We start from the raw sequence: 17,106 nt of genomic DNA, 5'->3' as shown, positions 1-17,106 counted from the left end.
GCCCGGCCCGCCAGGGGCGGGGCGGGGGTGGCGGGGGCGGGGCGGGGGTGGGGAGTGGGTGGTCAGGCGGGAGGGGTGAAGGAGGTGGTGCGGGTCATTGCGGCGGCGCGGCCTTTGGCGGAGATGACGAGGGCCATCTTGCGGGAGGCTTCGTCGATCATCTCGTCGCCGAGCATGACGGCGCCGAGGCGGCCGCCCTGCTCGGAGGTGTAGTAGTCGTAGGCGTCGAGGATCAGTTCGGCGTGGTCGTAGTCGGACTGGGCCGGGGAGTAGACCTCGTTGGCGGCGTCTAACTGGCCGGGGTGCAGGACCCACTTGCCGTCGAAGCCGAGCGCGGCCGAGCGCCGGGCCACCTCGGTGAAGCCGTCCACGTCCTTGATCTGCAGGTACGGGCCGTCGATGGCCTGCTTGTCGTGCATGCGGGCGGCCATCAGGATGCGCATCAGGATGTAGTGGTACGGGTCGCCCGGGTAGCCGGGGATGAGCGAGCCGACGACCAGGGACTTCATGTTGATCGAGGCCATGAAGTCGGCGGGGCCGAAGATGATGGTCTCCACGCGCGGTGACGCGGCGGCGATGGCGTCCACGTTGACCAGTCCGGCGGCGTTCTCGATCTGGGCCTCGATGCCGATCGCGCCGACCGGCAGGCCGAGCGACTTCTCCAGCTGGGTCAGCGTCAGGTCCAGCCACTCCACGTGCGACGCGCTCTGCACCTTGGGCAGCATGATGGCGTCCAGGTTGGCGCCCGCGCCCTCGACGATCGCGATGACGTCGGTGTACGTCCACGGCGTGGTCAGGTCGTTGACCCGTACCACGCGGGTCTTGCCGGCCCAGTCGCCCTCGTTGAGCGCGGCCACGATGTTCTTGCGGGCCTCAGGCTTGGCCAGCGGTGCCACCGCGTCCTCCAGGTCCAGGAAGACCTGGTCGGCCGGCAGGCCCTGGGCCTTGCCGAGCATCTTGACGCTGGAACCCGGCACGGCCAGGCACGACCTGCGGGAACGCCCGAGAGCGGCCATCGATACTCCTTAGGCTTCGCTGCCTGCCCATGACTTCGTCACGGGGTGTTCAGTAGTTGACGCCACGGTAACCTCACTCCCGTCGAGAGGAGAACGGGACTGTGGAAGATCTCACGCGGCATGCGGTGATCACCGGTGCCACGTCCGGCATCGGGCAGGCGGGCGCTGTCGCGCTGGTACGCCAGGGCTGGCAGGTCACTCTGGTCGGGCGCGATCCGGGACGGCTGGACGCGGCGCTGGGCACGGTGCGCGCCGCGGCGGCGGGACCCGAGCCGATCGGCCTGCTGGCCGATTTCGCGCAGCTGTCGCAGGTGCGCGACCTGGCCGCCAAGCTCTCCGGGCAGCGCGTCGACGTACTGGCCAACAACGCGGGCCTGGTCGCCAACCGGCGCACCACCACCGTGGACGGTCACGAGCTGACCATCCAGACCAACCACCTGGCCCCGTTCCTGCTGTCGCACCTGCTGCGCGACCAGCTCGCACCGGGCGCCCGCATCGTCAACACGGCGTCGATGGCGCACTCGTTCGGCACCCTCGACCCGGACAACCTGGACCGGCGCGGCGGCATCTACAGCGCCTGGCTGGCGTACGGCGGCTCGAAGCGCGCCAACATCCTGTTCGCGGCAGAGGCCGCCCGGCGCTGGCCGGAGCTGCTCAGCTTCTCGTTCCACCCGGGCGTGGTGCGGACCCGTTTCGGCACGCCCGCCGCCCGGCTGTTCTACAAGATCGGGCCTGGCATCGCGACCCCGGAGCAGGGTGCCGACCAGCTCGTCTGGCTGTCCACCGCGGACCCGGCGGAGCTGCAGAACGGCGCGTACTACGTGCTGCGCAAGCCGACCCGCCCGCACCCCGGCGCGCGTGACCCGCAGTTCGCCGCGCGCCTGTGGGACGCGAGCGCCGCCGCGGTCGCCTGACCCGCACCCCGCCCCGAACGAGCCGAGGCTCCGTCCCGCTGATCGCGGGACGGAGCCTCGTCCGGGGTACGGCGTCAGTAGCTGCTCGAACCGCCCGCGCCCAGCACGGCCAGGAACGGCAGGCCGAAGGCGCAGAGGCAGCCGATCACACCGAGGCCGGTGATGATCCAGCCGACGATGATCGCCGCCTTCGCCAGCCCCTCGCCGTCCTCGCCGCTCTGGCGGATCTGCTTCATCGCGGAGTGCCCCAGGATCGCGCCGATCGGGGCGGTGATCCAGGTGAGCAGGCCGACCAGGGAAAGGATCAGCGCGACCAGGGCCATGCTGTTCTGCGGCCGGGCCGGCGGGTAACCGCCGTAGGGCTGCTGACCGTAGGGCGGCTGGCCGTACTGCAGCTGCGGTGCGGCGGCGTACGGGTCGGCGGCCTTGTACGGGTCGCTGTACGGCTGTGCCGACTGCGGCGCGACCGGCGGCACGCTCGTCGGCGGCGGCGCGTACGGGTTGGCCGCCGGCGGCGGCGCGTAGGGGTCGGGCTGGCCCTGGTAGGGGTCCTGGCCGGACGGCGGAGGCGGGTAGGTCATGGCTTCTCCCAGCTAGTCCCAGTCGCTGCTGCTGCTGCCGTTCTGGATCTCGTCCCAGAAGGTCGGGTCGTTGGCGATGATGATGACCACGATCACGATCCCGATGACGGTCAGCGCGACGGCGGACCATCCCGTGATGATGCCGGTGATGGCCAGACCCTTGCCCTCCTGCTGGCGCTCCCGGATCTGCTTCTGGCTGACGTGACCGAGGATCGCGCCGATCAGGCCGGGCAGCGCGCCGATGCCGTAGCACCAGCACATCAGCACGCCCACGATGCCGAGCACCATCGACGCGATCGCCATGCCGTTGGTGCCCTGGGTGGCGGGGCCCGCCGCGTACGGCATCGGGGGCACGACGTACGCCCCCGGCGGCGGCGCGGCGTACGGGGCCGCGCTGACCGGCGGTGCCGCATACGGGTCGGCGCTGACCGGCTGCGGGGCGTACGGGTTCGGGGTGGGTGGCGCGGCGTACGGATCGGGTTGCTGGTTGAACGGATCCGGGCTCGCGGGCGGCGGATATGTCATGAAGGGCTCCTGACTCGACGGTTCGCTAGAAGGAGCCGAAGCCGCCGTTGAGGTTCAGCGCCAGCCCGGCGATGCCGTTCAGGATGCCGAGACCCACGCCGACGTAGCCGCAGATGACGCCGGTCAGGGCCTGCGACCGGTTGGACTGACCCAGCTGGGCGATCTGCTTCATGCTGATGTGGCCCATGATCGCGGCAGCCGCGCCGACCGCGACGCCGAGCAGCGCGCAGCACGCGGACGGGATGGAGATGATGCCGACGATCATCGCGGCAAGGGCCAGGCCGTTGGTCTGCTTCACCGGTGCGCCGCCCCAGGGCTGGGCGTAGGGCTGCTGCAGGCCGGGCTGCTCGCCGTACGGCTGCGCGGGGGGCTGCGGCTGGCCGTACGGGTTCGGCTGCTGCGGCTGCTGGGCGTAGGGGTCCGGCTGCTGGCCGTAGGGGTCCTGGCCGGGCGGGGTGTAGCTCATGGGGTGCCTTGTCTCTCGGTTGAGGGTTCAGCGCACGTTAGCGAACCCGGTGAACCTTTTCACAGTGACGGTGCTGTCAAGCGCCTTGGATGGGACTGGGGCCCGGCTCATACTCAGCTCACCTGAAGGTTCGTTCAGTCCCGGGAGGCTGACAGATGGCTCGTCTCGCCCGCACTCCAGGCTTGTCCGACGTGCAGACCGCGATCCTCGAGACGGTGCGCGAGTTCGCCGACAAGGAGATCATCCCCCGTGCGCAGCGGCTGGAGCACGCCGACGAGTACCCCGAGGAGATCCTCGCGGGGATGAAGGAGATGGGCCTGTTCGGCCTGACCATCGGCGAGGAGTACGGCGGGCTCGGCGAGTCCCTGCTGACCTACGCCCTGGTCGTGGAGGAGCTGTCGCGCGGCTGGATGTCGGTGTCCGGCATCGTCAACACCCACTTCATCGTGGCCTACCTGATCGGCCAGCACGGCTCCGAGGAGCAGAAGCAGCGCCTGCTGCCCCGGATGGCCACCGGCGAGGTGCGCGGCGCGTTCAGCATGTCCGAGCCGAACACCGGTTCCGACGTCGCCGCGATCACCTCGAAGGCGGTCCGTGACGGTGACGCGTACGTGCTGAACGGCCAGAAGATGTGGCTGACCAACGGCGCGTACTCGTCCGTCGTGGCGACCCTGGTGAAGACCGACCAGGGCGCGGACAGCGTCTACGGCAACATGACCACGTTCCTGCTGGAGAAGGAGCCGGGCTTCGGCGAGACCGCGCCCGGCCTGACCATCCCCGGCAAGATCGAGAAGATGGGCTACAAGGGCGTCGAGACCACCGAGATGGTGCTCAACGGCCACCGGGTGCCCGCGTCGGCGATCCTCGGCGGCGCGGACAAGGCCGGTCGCGGCTTCTACCAGATGATGGACGGCATCGAGGTCGGCCGGGTCAACGTGGCCGCCCGCGCCTGCGGCATCTCGATCCGCGCGTTCGAGCTGGCCGTGGCGTACGCCCAGCAGCGCGCCACGTTCGGCAAGCCGATCGCCCAGCACCAGGCCATCGCGTTCAAGCTGGCCGAGATGGGCACCAAGATCGAGGCCTCGCACGCGCTGATGGTCAACGCCGCCCGGCTCAAGGACTCCGGCGAGCGCAACGACGTCGAGGCGGGTATGGCCAAGCTGCTGGCCAGCGAGTACTGCCACGAGATCGTCACCGAGTCGTTCCGCATCCACGGCGGCTACGGCTTCTCCAAGGAGTACGAGATCGAGCGCCTGATGCGTGAGGCGCCGTTCCTGCTCATCGGCGAGGGCACCAGCGAGATCCAGAAGACGATCATCTCGCGCGGCCTGCTCAAGGAGTACCGCGCCCGCTGAGGTGCGGGGTCGCGGCACCGGCCTGGCTCAGCTCGACCGCAGCTCCGGCGGGGCCTCGTCGAGGTGGGCCAGGTCGCCGCGGCGCTCCGGGTGGTCGTAGTAGTACTGCAGGACGGCGGCCACGTCGCCGTCGCGCATCCGGTAGTCCGCGCCGCGCAACCGCACGGTGCCGTCGGCGGTCTCCAGGCGTACGCCCGCCCCGCTGTTCAGCCGCGCCGAGCGCACCTGCGACCAGGGCACGTGCCGCCGGTGTACGCGCACGCCGCTCGCGTTGAGCACGACCTGCCGGGAGTGGCCGTGCGCCGGGCGCACCACCACCCAGAGCAGCCCGAGCGCGAGCAGTGTCCAGCCGATCGCCAGCCAGAGTTCGCGCGTGCTGTCCAGCCGCGCCCAGCGGGCGATGATCGGCAGCTGCACGGCGAACCACAGCGCGGTCAGCACGCGGTCCGACACCGGAGTGAGCACCAGACCCGGTTCACCGTCGGCGGCACCCTGCCGCCAGCGCCCGTTCGGGTGACGCATCAGGTGGAAGGAGCGCGCGATGGCGGCCCCGGCGCCCAGCACGATCAGCCAGACGGTGTCGGCCTCGTCGGCGGACATCGGGTGGATGGGCGTGGTGCGCCCGTACCACCACGCGCCCGCGATGAGCAGCAGCCCGGCCACGGTGAGCACGATGGCGCGGGCACGCGGGGTCGTCGGCACGGCGTTCACCCGCAAAGGCTACGAGACCGCTTCACCTCCACCAACGGCGCGGCCGGTGTCGATTCGGGGTGCAGGTAGTCTGGCTGCCGTGCGACGACTGCTCACCCCCGGCTGGCTGGCCGGTCATGCGCTGGCCCTGCTGGCCGTCGTCACATGTCTGGCCCTCGGCTGGTGGCAGGCGGGCCGTGCCGCCGAGGGAAACACTTTGAGCTGGGCGTACACCTTCGAGTGGCCGATCTTCGCGATCTTCGTGGTGGTGATCTGGGTCCGCGAGATGCGGCTCACCCTCCGCAAGGGCCGTGCCGAGTCCCCGGCTCCGGCCGTTGACCCGGTGGACCGGCCCCGGCCGGTCATCACGCGGCGGGTGAGTCAGCCCACTGCCGCGGACGAGGATTCCGGCGATCCGCAGCTGGCCGAGTACAACCGATACCTGGCCTGGCTGAACGAGAACCCCGATGCACGCCCCAGCGACTATCCCGCTAAGGAGTATCGATGAACGGCGCACTCACCCGGTACCGCATCATCGCCTGGATCGTGGGCGTGCTGCTGCTCGCGCTGACCCTAGTCGCCATGCCGATGAAGTACTTCGGCGACAACAACCTCGGCGTGATGATCATCGCCCCGGTGCACGGCTGGCTGTACGTGGTCTACCTGGCCGCCGTCGCCGACCTGGCCCGCCGGGTGCAGTGGCCGGTCACCCGCATCCTGCTGGTGGCGCTGGCCGGGACCATCCCGTTCCTGTCGTTCATCATGGAGCGGCGCGTGGTCGGCTGGCTCAGCGGCGCCGACCGGCAGCCCTCGTTCACAGAAGCGTGAGCTGGACGCCCGCCGCCTCCGAGGCGGCGGGCGGTTCCGTCTCCTCCCCGGTCAGCACCAGGTCCCGAGGCGTGTCCCGGGCCGACAGCCCGTGCCGTCGGCAGGCCCGGCGCACCTTCGCGGTCACCAGGCGCTGGTAGTCGGCGCTCACGTAGGCCCGCTTGCCGGGGTAGAGCCGCTCGTAGAACGGCACCAGCTCGGGACGGTTCGCGGCGAGCCAGCCCAGATACCACTCCCGCGCGCCGGGCCGCAGGTGCAGCACCAGCGGCGTGATGCTGGCGGCACCCGCCGCGACCAGCGCCCCGACCGTCGCGTCGAGCTGCTCCTCACTGTCGGACAGTCCGGGCAGGATCGGTGCCATCAGCACCCCGACCCGCACCCCCGCGTCGGTCATCCGGCGCACCGCGTCCAGCCGCCGCGACGGGCTCGGCGTGCCCGACTCGACCGAGCGCCACAGCGCCTCGTCGAGAAAACCGATGGAGAACGCCACCGACACCCGGGCCCGCTGCGCCGCCCGCTGCAGCAACGGCAGGTCGCGCAGGATCAGGGTGCCCTTGGTGAGGATGGAGAACGGGTTCGACCAGTCCGACAGCGCCCCGATGATGCCCGGCATGAGCTGGTAGCGGCCCTCGGCGCGCTGGTAGCAGTCGACGTTGGTGCCCATCGCGATCGGCTTGCCGTCCCAGCGGGGCGAGGCCAGCTCGCGGCGCAGCAGCTCGGGGGCGTTCACCTTCACCACGATCTTCGAGTCGAAGTCGTGTCCGGTGTCCAGGTCCAGGTAGCTGTGCGTGTTGCGGGCGAAGCAGTTGTGGCTGACCACGCCGTTGGCGATGAAGTCGCCGGTGCCGGTGGTGATGTCCCACAGCGGCAGCTCCAGGCCCAGCGGCTCGATCGAGGTCACGTGCAGCGGCACGGCGCCCTTGATGGCGACCCCCTGCACCGTGCGTCGCTTCGTCACCGCCGGGTCGGTCAGGTGGAAGAAGCGCAGCTTCTCCGGCAGCCCGCCGAGCAGGCGCAGGCTGAGCAGCCCGATCGGGTCGCGCCGGTCCTCGACCACGAAGTCGAACCCGAATCCGCGCAGCGCCGCCCTGGTCGGCTCGACCAGCTCCGGGTCGGTGTGCACGACGCGCCACAGCCCCTGGGTGTGGCTGCCCTCGGCATCGAAGACCCCGGCCAGGAAGCCCTTGTCCCACTCCGCGTCGCGTTCCTCCGGCCGCTGCAGCAGCACGCCGATCAGATCGAGATCACGCCGGGCGTACGTGCGCAGCCCCGTGCGCTGGCCCAGCGGCGTGTACTCGGCGGTGTGCACGCCCGACTCGCGCAGGTAGCCGATCGTGCGGCTGAGCAGCTGCGGCTCGGCCGACGCCAGCCGGAACCGGGGCACGGTGCCGTACGGGTCGCGGTAGCCGGTGTCCGGCTCCGGGCGCAGCACGGCGTGCAGGTAACCGCGCCGGTACTCCGGGGACTCCTTGGGCTGCTCGGCGAAGCGGCCGGTGCCCATCAGCTTGTTGCCGGTCGTCAGATGCGGCCGCTGCTCCGGTCCCGACCGGGTCCCGGTGACGTGCTTCCAGCCCCGGTCGGTCAGGAACCGGTGGTCGCCGCTGGCCACCAGCTCGGTGCCGTCGCGCAGGGTCACCCGGTAGGCGGGCTTCACCGTGGACCACTTGTCGCGCACGTGCGTCACCGCGTAGCGCCGGTACGAGCCCTCGCGGACGGTGCCGATGATCGCGTCGCCGACGCGCAGTTGGGAGATCGGGGTGGTGCGCCCGTCGGCCATCAGCACGGGAGTGTCTCCGGCCAGGCAGTACGAGCAGGCGTGGGTGCAGCCGCGATAAGGGTTGATCGTGTACTCGAACGGCACGCCGCGCGGCTCGCCCGCCACCTTGTTGATCAGTGACTTGGCGCGTACCTCGTAGAACGTCATCCCGGCGAAGCCGGGGGTGTCGAACGTACGCACGACCGCGCCGGGCAGCTGCTGCTGCACCGGCGCGGTCGCGTCCGGCGGGGTGCTGTCGGTCAGATGGGTCCAGCGCACCCCGCTATTGAAACATATGTTCGAACGATCGAACGTCAGGCGGCGGTCGCGTCCGCCTTCACCTGCTCCATGTCGAGCTCGCGCACCTTCTGGAGCAGGTCCAGGAAGGCGGCCTCGGGCAGCGCGCCCGGCTGCGAGTACACGATCACGCCGTCGCGGATGGCCATGATCGTGGGGATCGACTGGATGTTGAAGTGCATGGCGAGTTCCTGCTGCGCCTCGGTGTCGACCTTGCCGAAGGTGACGTCCGGGTTCGCCTCGGCGGCCCGCTCGTAGACCGGCGCGAAACGGACACACGGGCCACACCAGCTCGCCCAGAAGTCGACGAACGTGATGCCGTCGCCGCTCGTCTTCTCGCCGAAGTTTTCGGTGGTGAACTCCACGGTGCCCATCGTCGTGCTCCTCATTTCATAGAGTGACCAGCGTCCATCTAAACCACTGCGCCATCCTGTGCATTCCCGTCCTGTCCACGGTACCGACGGTGAGGTGACACACAGGGCATCCCGCCGAACAGCGGGCGAGTTGCGCGCGACGATGTAGAGGTGACCGCCACCTTCGTCTACGACGGCGACTGCGCCTTCTGTACGCGGTGCGTCGAGTTCATCCGCCGCCGGATCCCGACCGACGCCGCCATCGTGCCCTGGCACCGCGCCGACCTGCCCGCCCTCGGCCTGACCCGGGAGCAGTGCCTGGCGGCGGTGCAGTACGTGGAGCCCGGCCGTCCCGCGCTGGCCGGCCCGGACGCGATCGCCGCGCTCCTGCGCGCGAGCCGCTCAGCCTGGCGTCCGCTGGGCGCCGCCCTCGACCTGCCTGGCGTCGGCCTCGCCTCCTGGCCGGTGTACCGCTGGGTCGCCCGCCACCGCCACCAGCTCCCCGGCGGCACCGCCGCCTGCGCCGTACCCCCACCTCGTCCTTGACCCGCGACGCTGGCCGGCGCTCCGCACCCGCCTTTGAATAGACGCTGGCCTATTACATCGAATTTGATCTACAAATACTCGATGTAATAGGCCAGCGTCTATGAAAATGGGTCTCCGGGGACCGCGGGGTCACTCGGGGGCGGTTTCGGGGCGTTTGGGGACCATGACCTTGCGCTTGAAGATGCAGACCATGGTGCCGTCCTGGTTGTAGCCCCGGGTCTCGACGCTGACCACGCCGCGGTCGGGCTTGGAGCCGGACTCGCGCTTGTCGAGGACCGTGGTCTCGCCGTAGATGGTGTCGCCGTGGAAGGTCGGCGCGACGTGGCGCAGGCTCTCGACCTCCAGGTTGGCGATGGCCTTGCCGCTGACGTCGGGCACCGACATGCCCAGCAGCAGTGAGTAGATGTAGTTGCCGACCACCACGTTGCGCTTGAACTCGGTCTGCGTCGCCGCGTAGTGGGCGTCCAGGTGCAGCGGGTGGTGGTTCATCGTCAGCAGGCAGAAGAGGTGGTCGTCGTACTCGGTGACCGTCTTGCCGGGCCAGTGCTTGTAGATCGCCCCGACCTCGAACTCCTCGAAGTAGCGCCCGAACTGCATGGTCCGTCTCCCGCCCCTGGATGCGGCGAACGGCGGGGCCTGCCCGGCACCCGCCGCCCGCCCTGGTGAAAAGGATTCTGCACGGCCGTTACCGGTGAGTACATAGACCGTGCCGAGAACTACATCACAGACAACGGGTCCCCGGTCCGGGGGTGATTGACACGCTTGGCGGCAAGCGTCCGCGCTTGCGGCATATGCTGACCTCAGGAGGGTCGCCATGCCGAGTAATTCCGCAGCGGATCACCTGATCTCGCGCCAGCTGTACCGGCGGGAGATCGCCCCACTGACCTTCGAGCCGCACGAGTGGGAGCTGCTGACCCGGCTGCCCGCCCGTGTCATGATCGCCGCCACCTCCGCCGAACCCGACAGCGACCGCCGTACGGTCGACGAGGGCCTGGCCGGCATCAACGCCATCGCCGCCGGAGCCGACGTCGACTCCGAGCTGGTGAAAGCCATCGTCGGCGCGATCTACGCCGAGGCCGAGCCCGATCCGCCCGCCGCCGAGCAGTTCCGCGACCCGCACGCCGCCATCACCGAGGTGCTGGTGAGCTGCCGCGCCGCGGCCATCGTGCTCGATTCGCGGGCCACGCCCGCCGACGGGCAGGCCTACCGCCGCTGGCTGAAGGCGATCGCGGACCAGGTCTGCGGCGCGTCCCGGTCCGGCGGCCTGCTGGGCATCGGCGGGGTCACCCGCAGCCCGGCCGAGCAGCGCTTCCTGGCCGACCTGCTGGACGCGCTGCGCAACGTGTGACCAGCTAAAGTCCTTCACTTGTGACCATCGAACGCGACGCTGACGCCGCCGCACCGCCGCACGACCGGCGACCCGGCGGCGTCCGTGTGCCCGCCGAGCGCACCGGCCGCGATGCCCCGCCGTCGGACCGGGCCGTCGCCGACGGGGCGGTCTCCGACGGCTTCGGCACGGGCGGCCCGGCCGCCGACGACGAGCTGACGGTCGGCGTGGGGCCGTGGGCGGGGCCGTGGCCGTCCGGCGACCACTACGACCCGGAACTGCTGGCCGCCGGGGACCGGCGCAACGTGGTGGACCGGTACCGCTACTGGCGGCACGCGGCGATCGTCGCCGACCTGGACACCCGGCGGCACGACTTCCACGTCGCGATCGAGAACTGGCAGCACGACTTCAACATCGGCACGGTGGTACGCACCGCGAACGCCTTCCTGGCCGCCGAGGTGCACATCGTGGGCCGCCGTCGCTGGAACCGCCGCGGGGCCATGGTCACCGACCGCTACCAGCACGTACGCCACCACGACGCGATCGAGCCCTTCGCCGCCTGGGCGCACGGGGCGGGGCTGGCCGTCATCGGCATCGACAACCTGCCCGGCAGCCTCCCCCTGGAGACGACCACCCTGCCGCGGCACTGCGTGCTCCTGTTCGGCCAGGAGGGCCCGGGGCTGTCCGAGGCGGCGCGGGCGGCCTGCGACCGGATGTACTCGATCGCCCAGTACGGCTCGACCCGGTCGGTCAACGCCGGGGTGGCCTCGGCGGTCGCCATGCACGCCTGGATTCGCGCGTACGCCGGGCCGCCCCCCGCCTGAGCCACAGGCTGATCTTGGTGAGTGGCTTGACGTGCTCCGATGGCGGGGCGGACAGTTGTCCTCATGGGGCTCGCGGTGTCATGTCCGCGGTGCGGTGGCGATCTGCGGCCGCCCGGTCTTGCACACTCCGGCTGGGTCTGCGAGCGCGACGGACCGGTGCCGCCGCTGCACACCGCCCGCCATGTCAACCATGACGTCCTGGCCTGCGCGACCAAGCGCGCGGCCGAGTCCGGGGTGCCGCTGTGGTGCCTCTGGCCGCTGCCGACCGGCTGGACCGTCACGGGCGTGGCGTGGGCGGGCGACGACCGCTTCGGCGTGTCGGCCACCGCGCTGGCGTGCAGCGGCCCGACGCCGTTCAGCGACGGCCCGGCCGACGTCGTGCTGGTCGCCGAGGAGCCGGGGACGGGGCTCGGCGCGCACTACGCCGGGCTGTCCGGCCCGGACCCCGGCCCGGCGCTGCTGGACCGCGAGGGCGGGCACGGCGCGCACGCGAAGGTGAAGGCCGACGGGCATCCGACTCCACTGTGGGCGGTGGCCACGCCCGACGACCGCAGCGCGTACGCGGGGGAGGCTCGGGGCCGCTGGCTGTACGCCGTGACCTGGCCCGCACAGGCCGGCTACCTGCTGTCCGAGGACGTCGTGCTGCAGGACCTGAGCGACTGGCTGCCGCCGGAACTGGTGTTCGGCGCGCTGTCGCCGCGGCTGCGTCCCACGCGTTGAGTCGACTTCCTTACTTTCCTCATCGGACGCTGCTCAGGGACCATGGCACGGATATGCGCTAATGATTCTCGGCAGGCACCGTTACTGATACGCTGAGTCTCGCCACGGCCACCTAATGTCGAGTGGACACAGGCCAGGCGGAGGGGGATAGCCCGACATGATCAAGAAGATCCTCACGTGGGGCGGCATCGCCTTTTTGATCTTCTTTGTGGCGTTCCGGCCCGATTCTGCGGCGAACGTCGTGAAGACACTGGGTGGCACCGTCATGGACATCGCCCAGGGTTTCGGTGACTTCTTCGGCAGCCTGGTCGCTTAGCTCACATGATCGGCGGTCTGGGGCCGGACGAGCCAAGCGAAGAGCGCACTCCGGGCCCTGACGGCCCGGAGTGGTCCGGTCGCCGTGAGCGCGACACGGAGCCGATCCCGCGAACGCGTGCGGAGGCCCAGCCACCGGCTGAGGACGAGCACATCGATCCGGGCGACCACGCACACTTCATCGGCATGGCCACCGTGGGGGCCAACGCCGGTGCCGCCTCGGGCGGCGCCGGAGGCAGACCCCCCGGTGACGCCTCGACGGCGCCGCTGGGTGACGAGCTTCCGAACTTCAGCGAAGAGGAACTCGCCGGACTGCGCTTCGACGCGTCCGGGGTGCCGCTGGGCCCGCGCCGGGTGCTCCCGCTCGAGGACGAGCCGAGCTCCATGGTCGCGCGCTACCTGTTCCCCACCGAGCGTTACCGCGGGGAGTGGAAGCGGCACTGGGTCCACCTGACCAACCCGCTGCTGATCGGCGTCTTCGCCACCTTCGCGCTGGGCTACCTGTCCGGCTTCCTGGCGAAGCAGGACGTCGCGGGCATGTGGGTGGTGGCGGTGGTGATCTGGGCGCTGGTGATGAGCTGGGTCGCCTGGGTGGTCGCCGACTGGTACTTCGACCGCTTCATCCTGACCAACAAGCGACTGATGCTCGTCAACGGGCTCATCACTCGCAAGGTGGCGATGATGCCACTGCTGAAGGTCACCGACATGAAGTACGAGCAGTCCCCGCTGGGCCGCATGCTCAACTACGGCACGTTCGTGCTGGAATCCGCGGGCCAGGACCAGGCGCTCAGCAAGGTCGACCACATGCCCAACCCGAACGAGCTCTACCTGCGCATCGTCGAGGAGATGTACGAGCCCGCGGCCGTCGAGGCGCGGCTCGGGCGCGAAGCGGAAGAGGATTAGCGGGCACTATTCGGTCTGGGCCGAAAGGGCCGATCGGTGGACAGGAAAGTTCACTGCCAGATCTAGATCCGCTAGCGCGAGCATGGCAGTGTGTCCGTTGAGGCTACGCATACGGGGTATCCCACCGATACCGGGAACCGAACGGCGTGCGGAAGCCTCATACACGGGGTGATGGGCGCGTTCGGCGCGCCTCGGTCAGGCGTCCGCGACGTACGCCTGCGATGGGAGGTGCGTCTGTGAGCCACCGGTCGGCCATGGAGGACGAGTTCCGCGAGTTCGTGACCGCACGTTCGGCTGCCTTGCTGCGCACGGCATACCTGCTGGCCGGTGACTGGTCCACCGCGGAGGACCTGCTGCAGACGGCGCTCACGAAGACGTACCTGGCGTGGAAGCGCCTGGGACAGATCGAGGCGGTGGAGCCGTACGCCCGCCGGGTGCTCGTGAACACCGCGACCAGTTGGTGGCGGCGACGCTGGCACGGCGAGCGACCCACCGAATTCCTCCCGGAACGGGCAGCCCCGGACAACCTCGAAGAGCAGCTAGAGCGCGATGTGATGTGGAAACATGTCAAAGCTCTGCCGGCACGACAACGCGCCGTGCTGGTCCTGCGTTTCTACGAGGACATGTCTGAGGCGCAGACAGCCGCGATGCTGCAGATCTCGCCCGGGACCGTGAAGAGCCAGACGTCACGCGCCCTGGGCACGCTGCGGCAGCGGCTGGCCGCTGAGGGAATCACCGGCAGGTTGCCGTCCGCGCAGGCGGCGGAGCCGGCGGTCCCGAAGCAGCGGGCGGGCAGGGTCGTCAAGGAGTTGCTCGACCTGCCTGTGGGCGAGGTCATCCTGACGGCCGAGCCCACCCCGGTCACCGCACCCGCGGTGCCGTCGCCTCGGAGGGAAGCTGTTCGACCGGCCCGTGTGCCGGTCGGCCAACCTGGGCGGTGACCATGCTTGAGGACGAGCTGCGTGAGATGTTCGCGGCTCGCGCGCAGACCCTGCCTGCCGCCGCCGACCCGGCCGGCCGCGCCATCCGCAAGGCGCGCCGGACGACGCGGCGACGGCGGACGGCGACGGGCACGATGACGGTGTTCGCCTTCGCGACCGTGCTCGGCGGCGCCGTCGCCGCGCAGGGGCTCGGCCCCGCGACGATGACCGCCACCGACCCCAACCGGGTCACCTCCCAGAACCTGTGGGGAGCCGACCAGCCCGCCACCAGCCGCCAGACCCAGCTGCCGACCATGGAGCTGCCGGTCGACCTGCTGGTCGGCCAGCAGTTGTGGACCAGCGACGGGCAGCGGGTGGACCTCGACCACGTCGGCGACGTCTCCATGATCGCCAAGGTGCCCGAGGGCTGGGTGTACTCCGACGCCAACACCGTGCGCCTGCTGCCCAACAGCGCAGGCACGCCGGTCACGCTGTCCGGGCAGGCGGAGTGGACCGTGAGCCACGACGGCACCCGGGTCGCCACCAACGACCAGGGCACGCTGGCGGTCACCAAGGTCACCGGCCAGGACCGGGGCACCACCATCGCCTCGTCGCCGGTGCCCGCCACGGCCGCCCCGGTGGCCTTCTTCGGCGAGCGCGTGGTCGTCGCCAGCGACAAGGGCTTCGACTACTGGAGCGCCGAGGCGCCCTCGCGGTACACCGAGACCTGGAACGCGGAGCTGCTCGCGGTGTTCGGCAGCGCCGGGGCCAACGCCGCCGTCGGCATCGTGCGGGGCCGGGACGAGCTGCTGTGCCTGGTCGACGTCACCGCGGTCAAGAAGGGCCTGAAGATCGGCGCGCGGCTGGGCTGCGGCGAACTGCTGGCCCGAGCACTGGTCAAGCTGCACGCAGCGCTCTCCCCCGACGGCCGGTTGCTGGCCGTGGCGGCGCCGAGCGGGCTGCAGATCCTCGACCTGGACAAGTCGCGGATCAACGCCGCGTCGGCAGGCAAGAAACAGACGCAGGTGGAAGCACTCGTGTTGCAGGCCGACTGCCCGATCACCGCGGTGGACGCGGTGGTCTGGTCCGACGCCCGGACCGCGCTGGCGCAGACCGACGCCCACGGCATCTTCGCCTGCCGGACCGACGGCACGAAGCTCCAGGTCACGCTGCCGCCCGACGTCCAGCCCGGGTGGACCATGATCCCTTCGTACGGCGCCGGCAAGTGACGATCGACCTGCACCTGCACTCCACCGCGAGTGACGGCACCACCCCTCCCGACGAGCTGATGCGCCAGGCCGGTGCGGCGGGCATGGCGGTCGTCGCGCTCACCGACCACGACACCACCGCCGGCTGGGCGGCTGCCGCCGCCGCGCTGCCGCCCGGCCTCACCCTGATCCGTGGCGCGGAGCTGAGCTGCCGCTGGCACGGCGCGGGCGAGTCCATCCCGCTGCACCTGCTGGCGTACCTGTTCGACCCCGCCGACGAGCAGCTGACCGCGGCACTGGCCCGGGTCCGCGAGTCGCGGCTCGGGCGCGCCGAGCGCATGGTCGCGCTGATGCGGGCCGACGGCATCGACATCGACTGGGACGACATCCTGGCCCACGCCGACGGCGGCACCGTCGGGCGGCCGCACCTGGCCGCCGCGCTGATCCGGGCCGGGCTCGTCGCCGACACCCAGGAGGCGTTCGGCCCGCGCTGGATCGGCAACGGCAGCCCGTACCGGCTGCCCAAGGAGGACCTCGACGTGTTCGAGGCGCTGCGCCTGGTGCAGGGCGCGGGCGGGGTGACCGTGTTCGCCCACCCGCGTGCCCGGGTGCGCGGGCGGGTCGTGCCGGAGGAGGTCTTCGGGCAGCTCGCGGCCGCCGGGCTGGACGGCCTGGAGGCCGACCACCACGACCACAGCCCGGCCGAACGCGACGAGGTCCGCCGCGTCGCCGCCGCGCTGGGGCTGTTCGTCACCGGCAGCTCGGACTTCCACGGCACGCACAAGAAGGTGCGGATCGGGGAGTACACCACGGCCCCCGGAGCCCTCGCGCGGATCGTCGCGGGTGCGACCGGCGCCACCCCGGTCACGGGAGTCGTCGGCTAACCCTTGCCGGGCGTGCAAAGATCCGGTGTGGATTGGAAGTTCTTCGGCGAGGTCTTCGTCACCCTGCTCGTCATCACCGACCCGCCGGGAATGGTGCCCATCTTTCTCGCGCTGACCGGGGCACTGCCCGCCCGGGAGCGCCACAAGGCCGCCACGCACGCGGTCGCGCTGGCGCTGGGCGTCATCGCGGTCTTCGCGGTGGCGGGCCAGACCATCCTCGACTACCTGCACATCCAGCTGCCCGCGCTGCAGGGCGCGGGTGGCCTGCTGCTGGTCCTGGTCGCGCTGGAACTGCTCACCGGCAAGGCCGACGACCCCGACCAGCAGTCGACGTCCAACATCGCCCTGGTGCCGCTCGGCACGCCGCTGCTGGCCGGGCCGGGCGCGATCGTGGCGACGATGCTGTTCGTGCAGCGCGCCGACAGCGGCGGTGACTACTTCGCGATCGGGCTCGGCATCGTGGCGGTCATGGTCGCGGTGTGGCTGGTGCTGCGCTACTCCGGGTTCATCGTGAAGGTGCTGCGACCCGGCGGTATCGAGGTGCTGACCCGGATCGCGGGCCTGCTGCTGGCCGCCATCGCCGTCCAGCTGATGGCCGACTCCGTCGGCGCCTTCGTCGAGATGTTCACCACCGCCCACCCGTGACACACCCTGGCTTCTCATAGACGCTGGCCTATC

General features: G+C 70.7%; 22 protein-coding genes. 14 read left to right on the top strand and 8 right to left on the bottom strand.

What is annotated here, in order from left to right; genetic code table 11:
- Window positions 1–62: 62 nt before the first annotated feature.
- Window positions 63–1,016, bottom strand: coding sequence for an HpcH/HpaI aldolase/citrate lyase family protein (locus HAV40_RS35020; RefSeq protein ID WP_166388581.1), 954 nt, complete (start codon window positions 1,014–1,016; stop codon window positions 63–65).
- 101 nt (window positions 1,017–1,117) lie between these two features.
- Here HAV40_RS35020 and HAV40_RS35015 point away from each other — a divergent pair, with 101 nt between their 5' ends.
- Window positions 1,118–1,930, top strand: a complete 813-nt coding sequence (locus tag HAV40_RS35015; protein ID WP_166388580.1) for an SDR family NAD(P)-dependent oxidoreductase — start codon at window positions 1,118–1,120, stop codon at window positions 1,928–1,930.
- Between the two features lie 74 nt (window positions 1,931–2,004).
- Here the strand turns inward: HAV40_RS35015 and HAV40_RS35010 are convergent, their stop codons facing one another.
- Genes HAV40_RS35010 through HAV40_RS35000 form a run of 3 tightly spaced genes read right to left on the bottom strand, consistent with a single transcriptional unit; the run spans window position 2,005 to window position 3,502 of the window.
- Complete coding sequence (locus HAV40_RS35010; RefSeq protein ID WP_166388579.1) at window positions 2,005–2,511, bottom strand: DUF4190 domain-containing protein; 507 nt, start codon at window positions 2,509–2,511, stop codon at window positions 2,005–2,007.
- Window positions 2,512–2,523: 12 nt separating this feature from the next.
- Complete coding sequence (locus HAV40_RS35005; protein WP_166388578.1) at window positions 2,524–3,036, bottom strand: DUF4190 domain-containing protein; 513 nt, start codon at window positions 3,034–3,036, stop codon at window positions 2,524–2,526.
- A gap of 25 nt (window positions 3,037–3,061) precedes the next feature.
- Window positions 3,062–3,502: a DUF4190 domain-containing protein gene (locus tag HAV40_RS35000; protein ID WP_166388577.1), complete on the bottom strand. Its 441-nt coding sequence runs from the start codon at window positions 3,500–3,502 to the stop codon at window positions 3,062–3,064.
- A gap of 155 nt (window positions 3,503–3,657) precedes the next feature.
- Between HAV40_RS35000 and HAV40_RS34995 the strand changes: the two genes are divergently transcribed.
- Window positions 3,658–4,857 carry an acyl-CoA dehydrogenase family protein gene (locus HAV40_RS34995; RefSeq protein WP_166388576.1) on the top strand — a complete coding sequence of 400 codons (1,200 nt, stop codon included), beginning with the start codon at window positions 3,658–3,660 and terminating at the stop codon, window positions 4,855–4,857.
- A 27-nt stretch (window positions 4,858–4,884) separates the two neighbouring features.
- On the opposite strand, the gene HAV40_RS34990 is transcribed toward HAV40_RS34995, so the two are convergent.
- On the bottom strand, window positions 4,885–5,568 hold the full coding sequence (locus HAV40_RS34990; RefSeq protein ID WP_166388575.1) for a hypothetical protein: 684 nt from the start codon (window positions 5,566–5,568) through the stop codon (window positions 4,885–4,887).
- Window positions 5,569–5,647: 79 nt separating this feature from the next.
- Between HAV40_RS34990 and HAV40_RS34985 the strand changes: the two genes are divergently transcribed.
- On the top strand, window positions 5,648–6,055 hold the full coding sequence (locus HAV40_RS34985; protein WP_203672048.1) for a hypothetical protein: 408 nt from the start codon (window positions 5,648–5,650) through the stop codon (window positions 6,053–6,055).
- Window positions 6,052–6,375 (top strand): DUF3817 domain-containing protein, encoded by a 324-nt coding sequence (locus tag HAV40_RS34980; RefSeq protein WP_166388573.1) that lies wholly within the window; start codon window positions 6,052–6,054, stop codon window positions 6,373–6,375. The genes HAV40_RS34985 and HAV40_RS34980 overlap by 4 nt, the downstream gene beginning before the upstream one ends.
- Here HAV40_RS34980 and HAV40_RS34975 read toward each other — a convergent pair.
- Window positions 6,362–8,410: an intein-containing Rv2578c family radical SAM protein gene (locus tag HAV40_RS34975; RefSeq protein ID WP_203672047.1), complete on the bottom strand. Its 2,049-nt coding sequence runs from the start codon at window positions 8,408–8,410 to the stop codon at window positions 6,362–6,364. The two genes, HAV40_RS34980 and HAV40_RS34975, sit on opposite strands and share 14 nt — an antisense overlap.
- A gap of 35 nt (window positions 8,411–8,445) precedes the next feature.
- Window positions 8,446–8,802, bottom strand: coding sequence for a thioredoxin family protein (locus HAV40_RS34970; protein WP_120317972.1), 357 nt, complete (start codon window positions 8,800–8,802; stop codon window positions 8,446–8,448).
- Between the two features lie 150 nt (window positions 8,803–8,952).
- Here HAV40_RS34970 and HAV40_RS34965 point away from each other — a divergent pair, with 150 nt between their 5' ends.
- Window positions 8,953–9,327 carry a thiol-disulfide oxidoreductase DCC family protein gene (locus HAV40_RS34965; protein ID WP_166388572.1) on the top strand — a complete coding sequence of 125 codons (375 nt, stop codon included), beginning with the start codon at window positions 8,953–8,955 and terminating at the stop codon, window positions 9,325–9,327.
- Between the two features lie 129 nt (window positions 9,328–9,456).
- Here HAV40_RS34965 and HAV40_RS34960 read toward each other — a convergent pair whose 3' ends face one another.
- Window positions 9,457–9,924 (bottom strand): MaoC family dehydratase, encoded by a 468-nt coding sequence (locus HAV40_RS34960; RefSeq protein ID WP_166388571.1) that lies wholly within the window; start codon window positions 9,922–9,924, stop codon window positions 9,457–9,459.
- Window positions 9,925–10,141: 217 nt separating this feature from the next.
- Between HAV40_RS34960 and HAV40_RS34955 the strand changes: the two genes are divergently transcribed.
- From HAV40_RS34955 to HAV40_RS34915, 9 genes are all read left to right on the top strand, one after another.
- The gene (locus HAV40_RS34955) at window positions 10,142–10,675 is read left to right on the top strand and encodes a hypothetical protein (RefSeq protein WP_166388570.1); all 534 of its coding nucleotides are present in this window, start codon (window positions 10,142–10,144) and stop codon (window positions 10,673–10,675) included.
- Between the two features lie 194 nt (window positions 10,676–10,869).
- Window positions 10,870–11,478 (top strand): TrmH family RNA methyltransferase, encoded by a 609-nt coding sequence (locus tag HAV40_RS34950; RefSeq protein WP_166388593.1) that lies wholly within the window; start codon window positions 10,870–10,872, stop codon window positions 11,476–11,478.
- A gap of 39 nt (window positions 11,479–11,517) precedes the next feature.
- Window positions 11,518–12,198 (top strand): DUF6758 family protein, encoded by a 681-nt coding sequence (locus HAV40_RS34945; RefSeq protein ID WP_322790473.1) that lies wholly within the window; start codon window positions 11,518–11,520, stop codon window positions 12,196–12,198.
- Between the two features lie 157 nt (window positions 12,199–12,355).
- Window positions 12,356–12,514 carry a hypothetical protein gene (locus HAV40_RS34940; RefSeq protein ID WP_166388569.1) on the top strand — a complete coding sequence of 53 codons (159 nt, stop codon included), beginning with the start codon at window positions 12,356–12,358 and terminating at the stop codon, window positions 12,512–12,514.
- 5 nt (window positions 12,515–12,519) lie between these two features.
- On the top strand, window positions 12,520–13,416 hold the full coding sequence (locus HAV40_RS34935; RefSeq protein ID WP_166388568.1) for a PH domain-containing protein: 897 nt from the start codon (window positions 12,520–12,522) through the stop codon (window positions 13,414–13,416).
- A gap of 254 nt (window positions 13,417–13,670) precedes the next feature.
- On the top strand, window positions 13,671–14,357 hold the full coding sequence (locus tag HAV40_RS34930; RefSeq protein ID WP_166388567.1) for a SigE family RNA polymerase sigma factor: 687 nt from the start codon (window positions 13,671–13,673) through the stop codon (window positions 14,355–14,357).
- Window positions 14,358–14,359: 2 nt separating this feature from the next.
- Window positions 14,360–15,565 carry a hypothetical protein gene (locus tag HAV40_RS34925; RefSeq protein ID WP_166388566.1) on the top strand — a complete coding sequence of 402 codons (1,206 nt, stop codon included), beginning with the start codon at window positions 14,360–14,362 and terminating at the stop codon, window positions 15,563–15,565.
- Window positions 15,562–16,428, top strand: a complete 867-nt coding sequence (locus HAV40_RS34920; RefSeq protein WP_166388565.1) for a PHP domain-containing protein — start codon at window positions 15,562–15,564, stop codon at window positions 16,426–16,428. Before HAV40_RS34925 ends, HAV40_RS34920 begins: the two co-directional genes overlap by 4 nt.
- A 27-nt stretch (window positions 16,429–16,455) precedes the next feature.
- The gene (locus tag HAV40_RS34915; RefSeq protein WP_166388564.1) at window positions 16,456–17,073 is read left to right on the top strand and encodes a MarC family protein; all 618 of its coding nucleotides are present in this window, start codon (window positions 16,456–16,458) and stop codon (window positions 17,071–17,073) included.
- Window positions 17,074–17,106: the final 33 nt, after the last annotated feature.

Source organism: Catellatospora methionotrophica (genome assembly GCF_011297335.1).
Lineage (GTDB): Bacteria > Actinomycetota > Actinomycetes > Mycobacteriales > Micromonosporaceae > Catellatospora > Catellatospora methionotrophica.
This window is presented reverse-complemented; position numbering and strand designations above follow the sequence as displayed.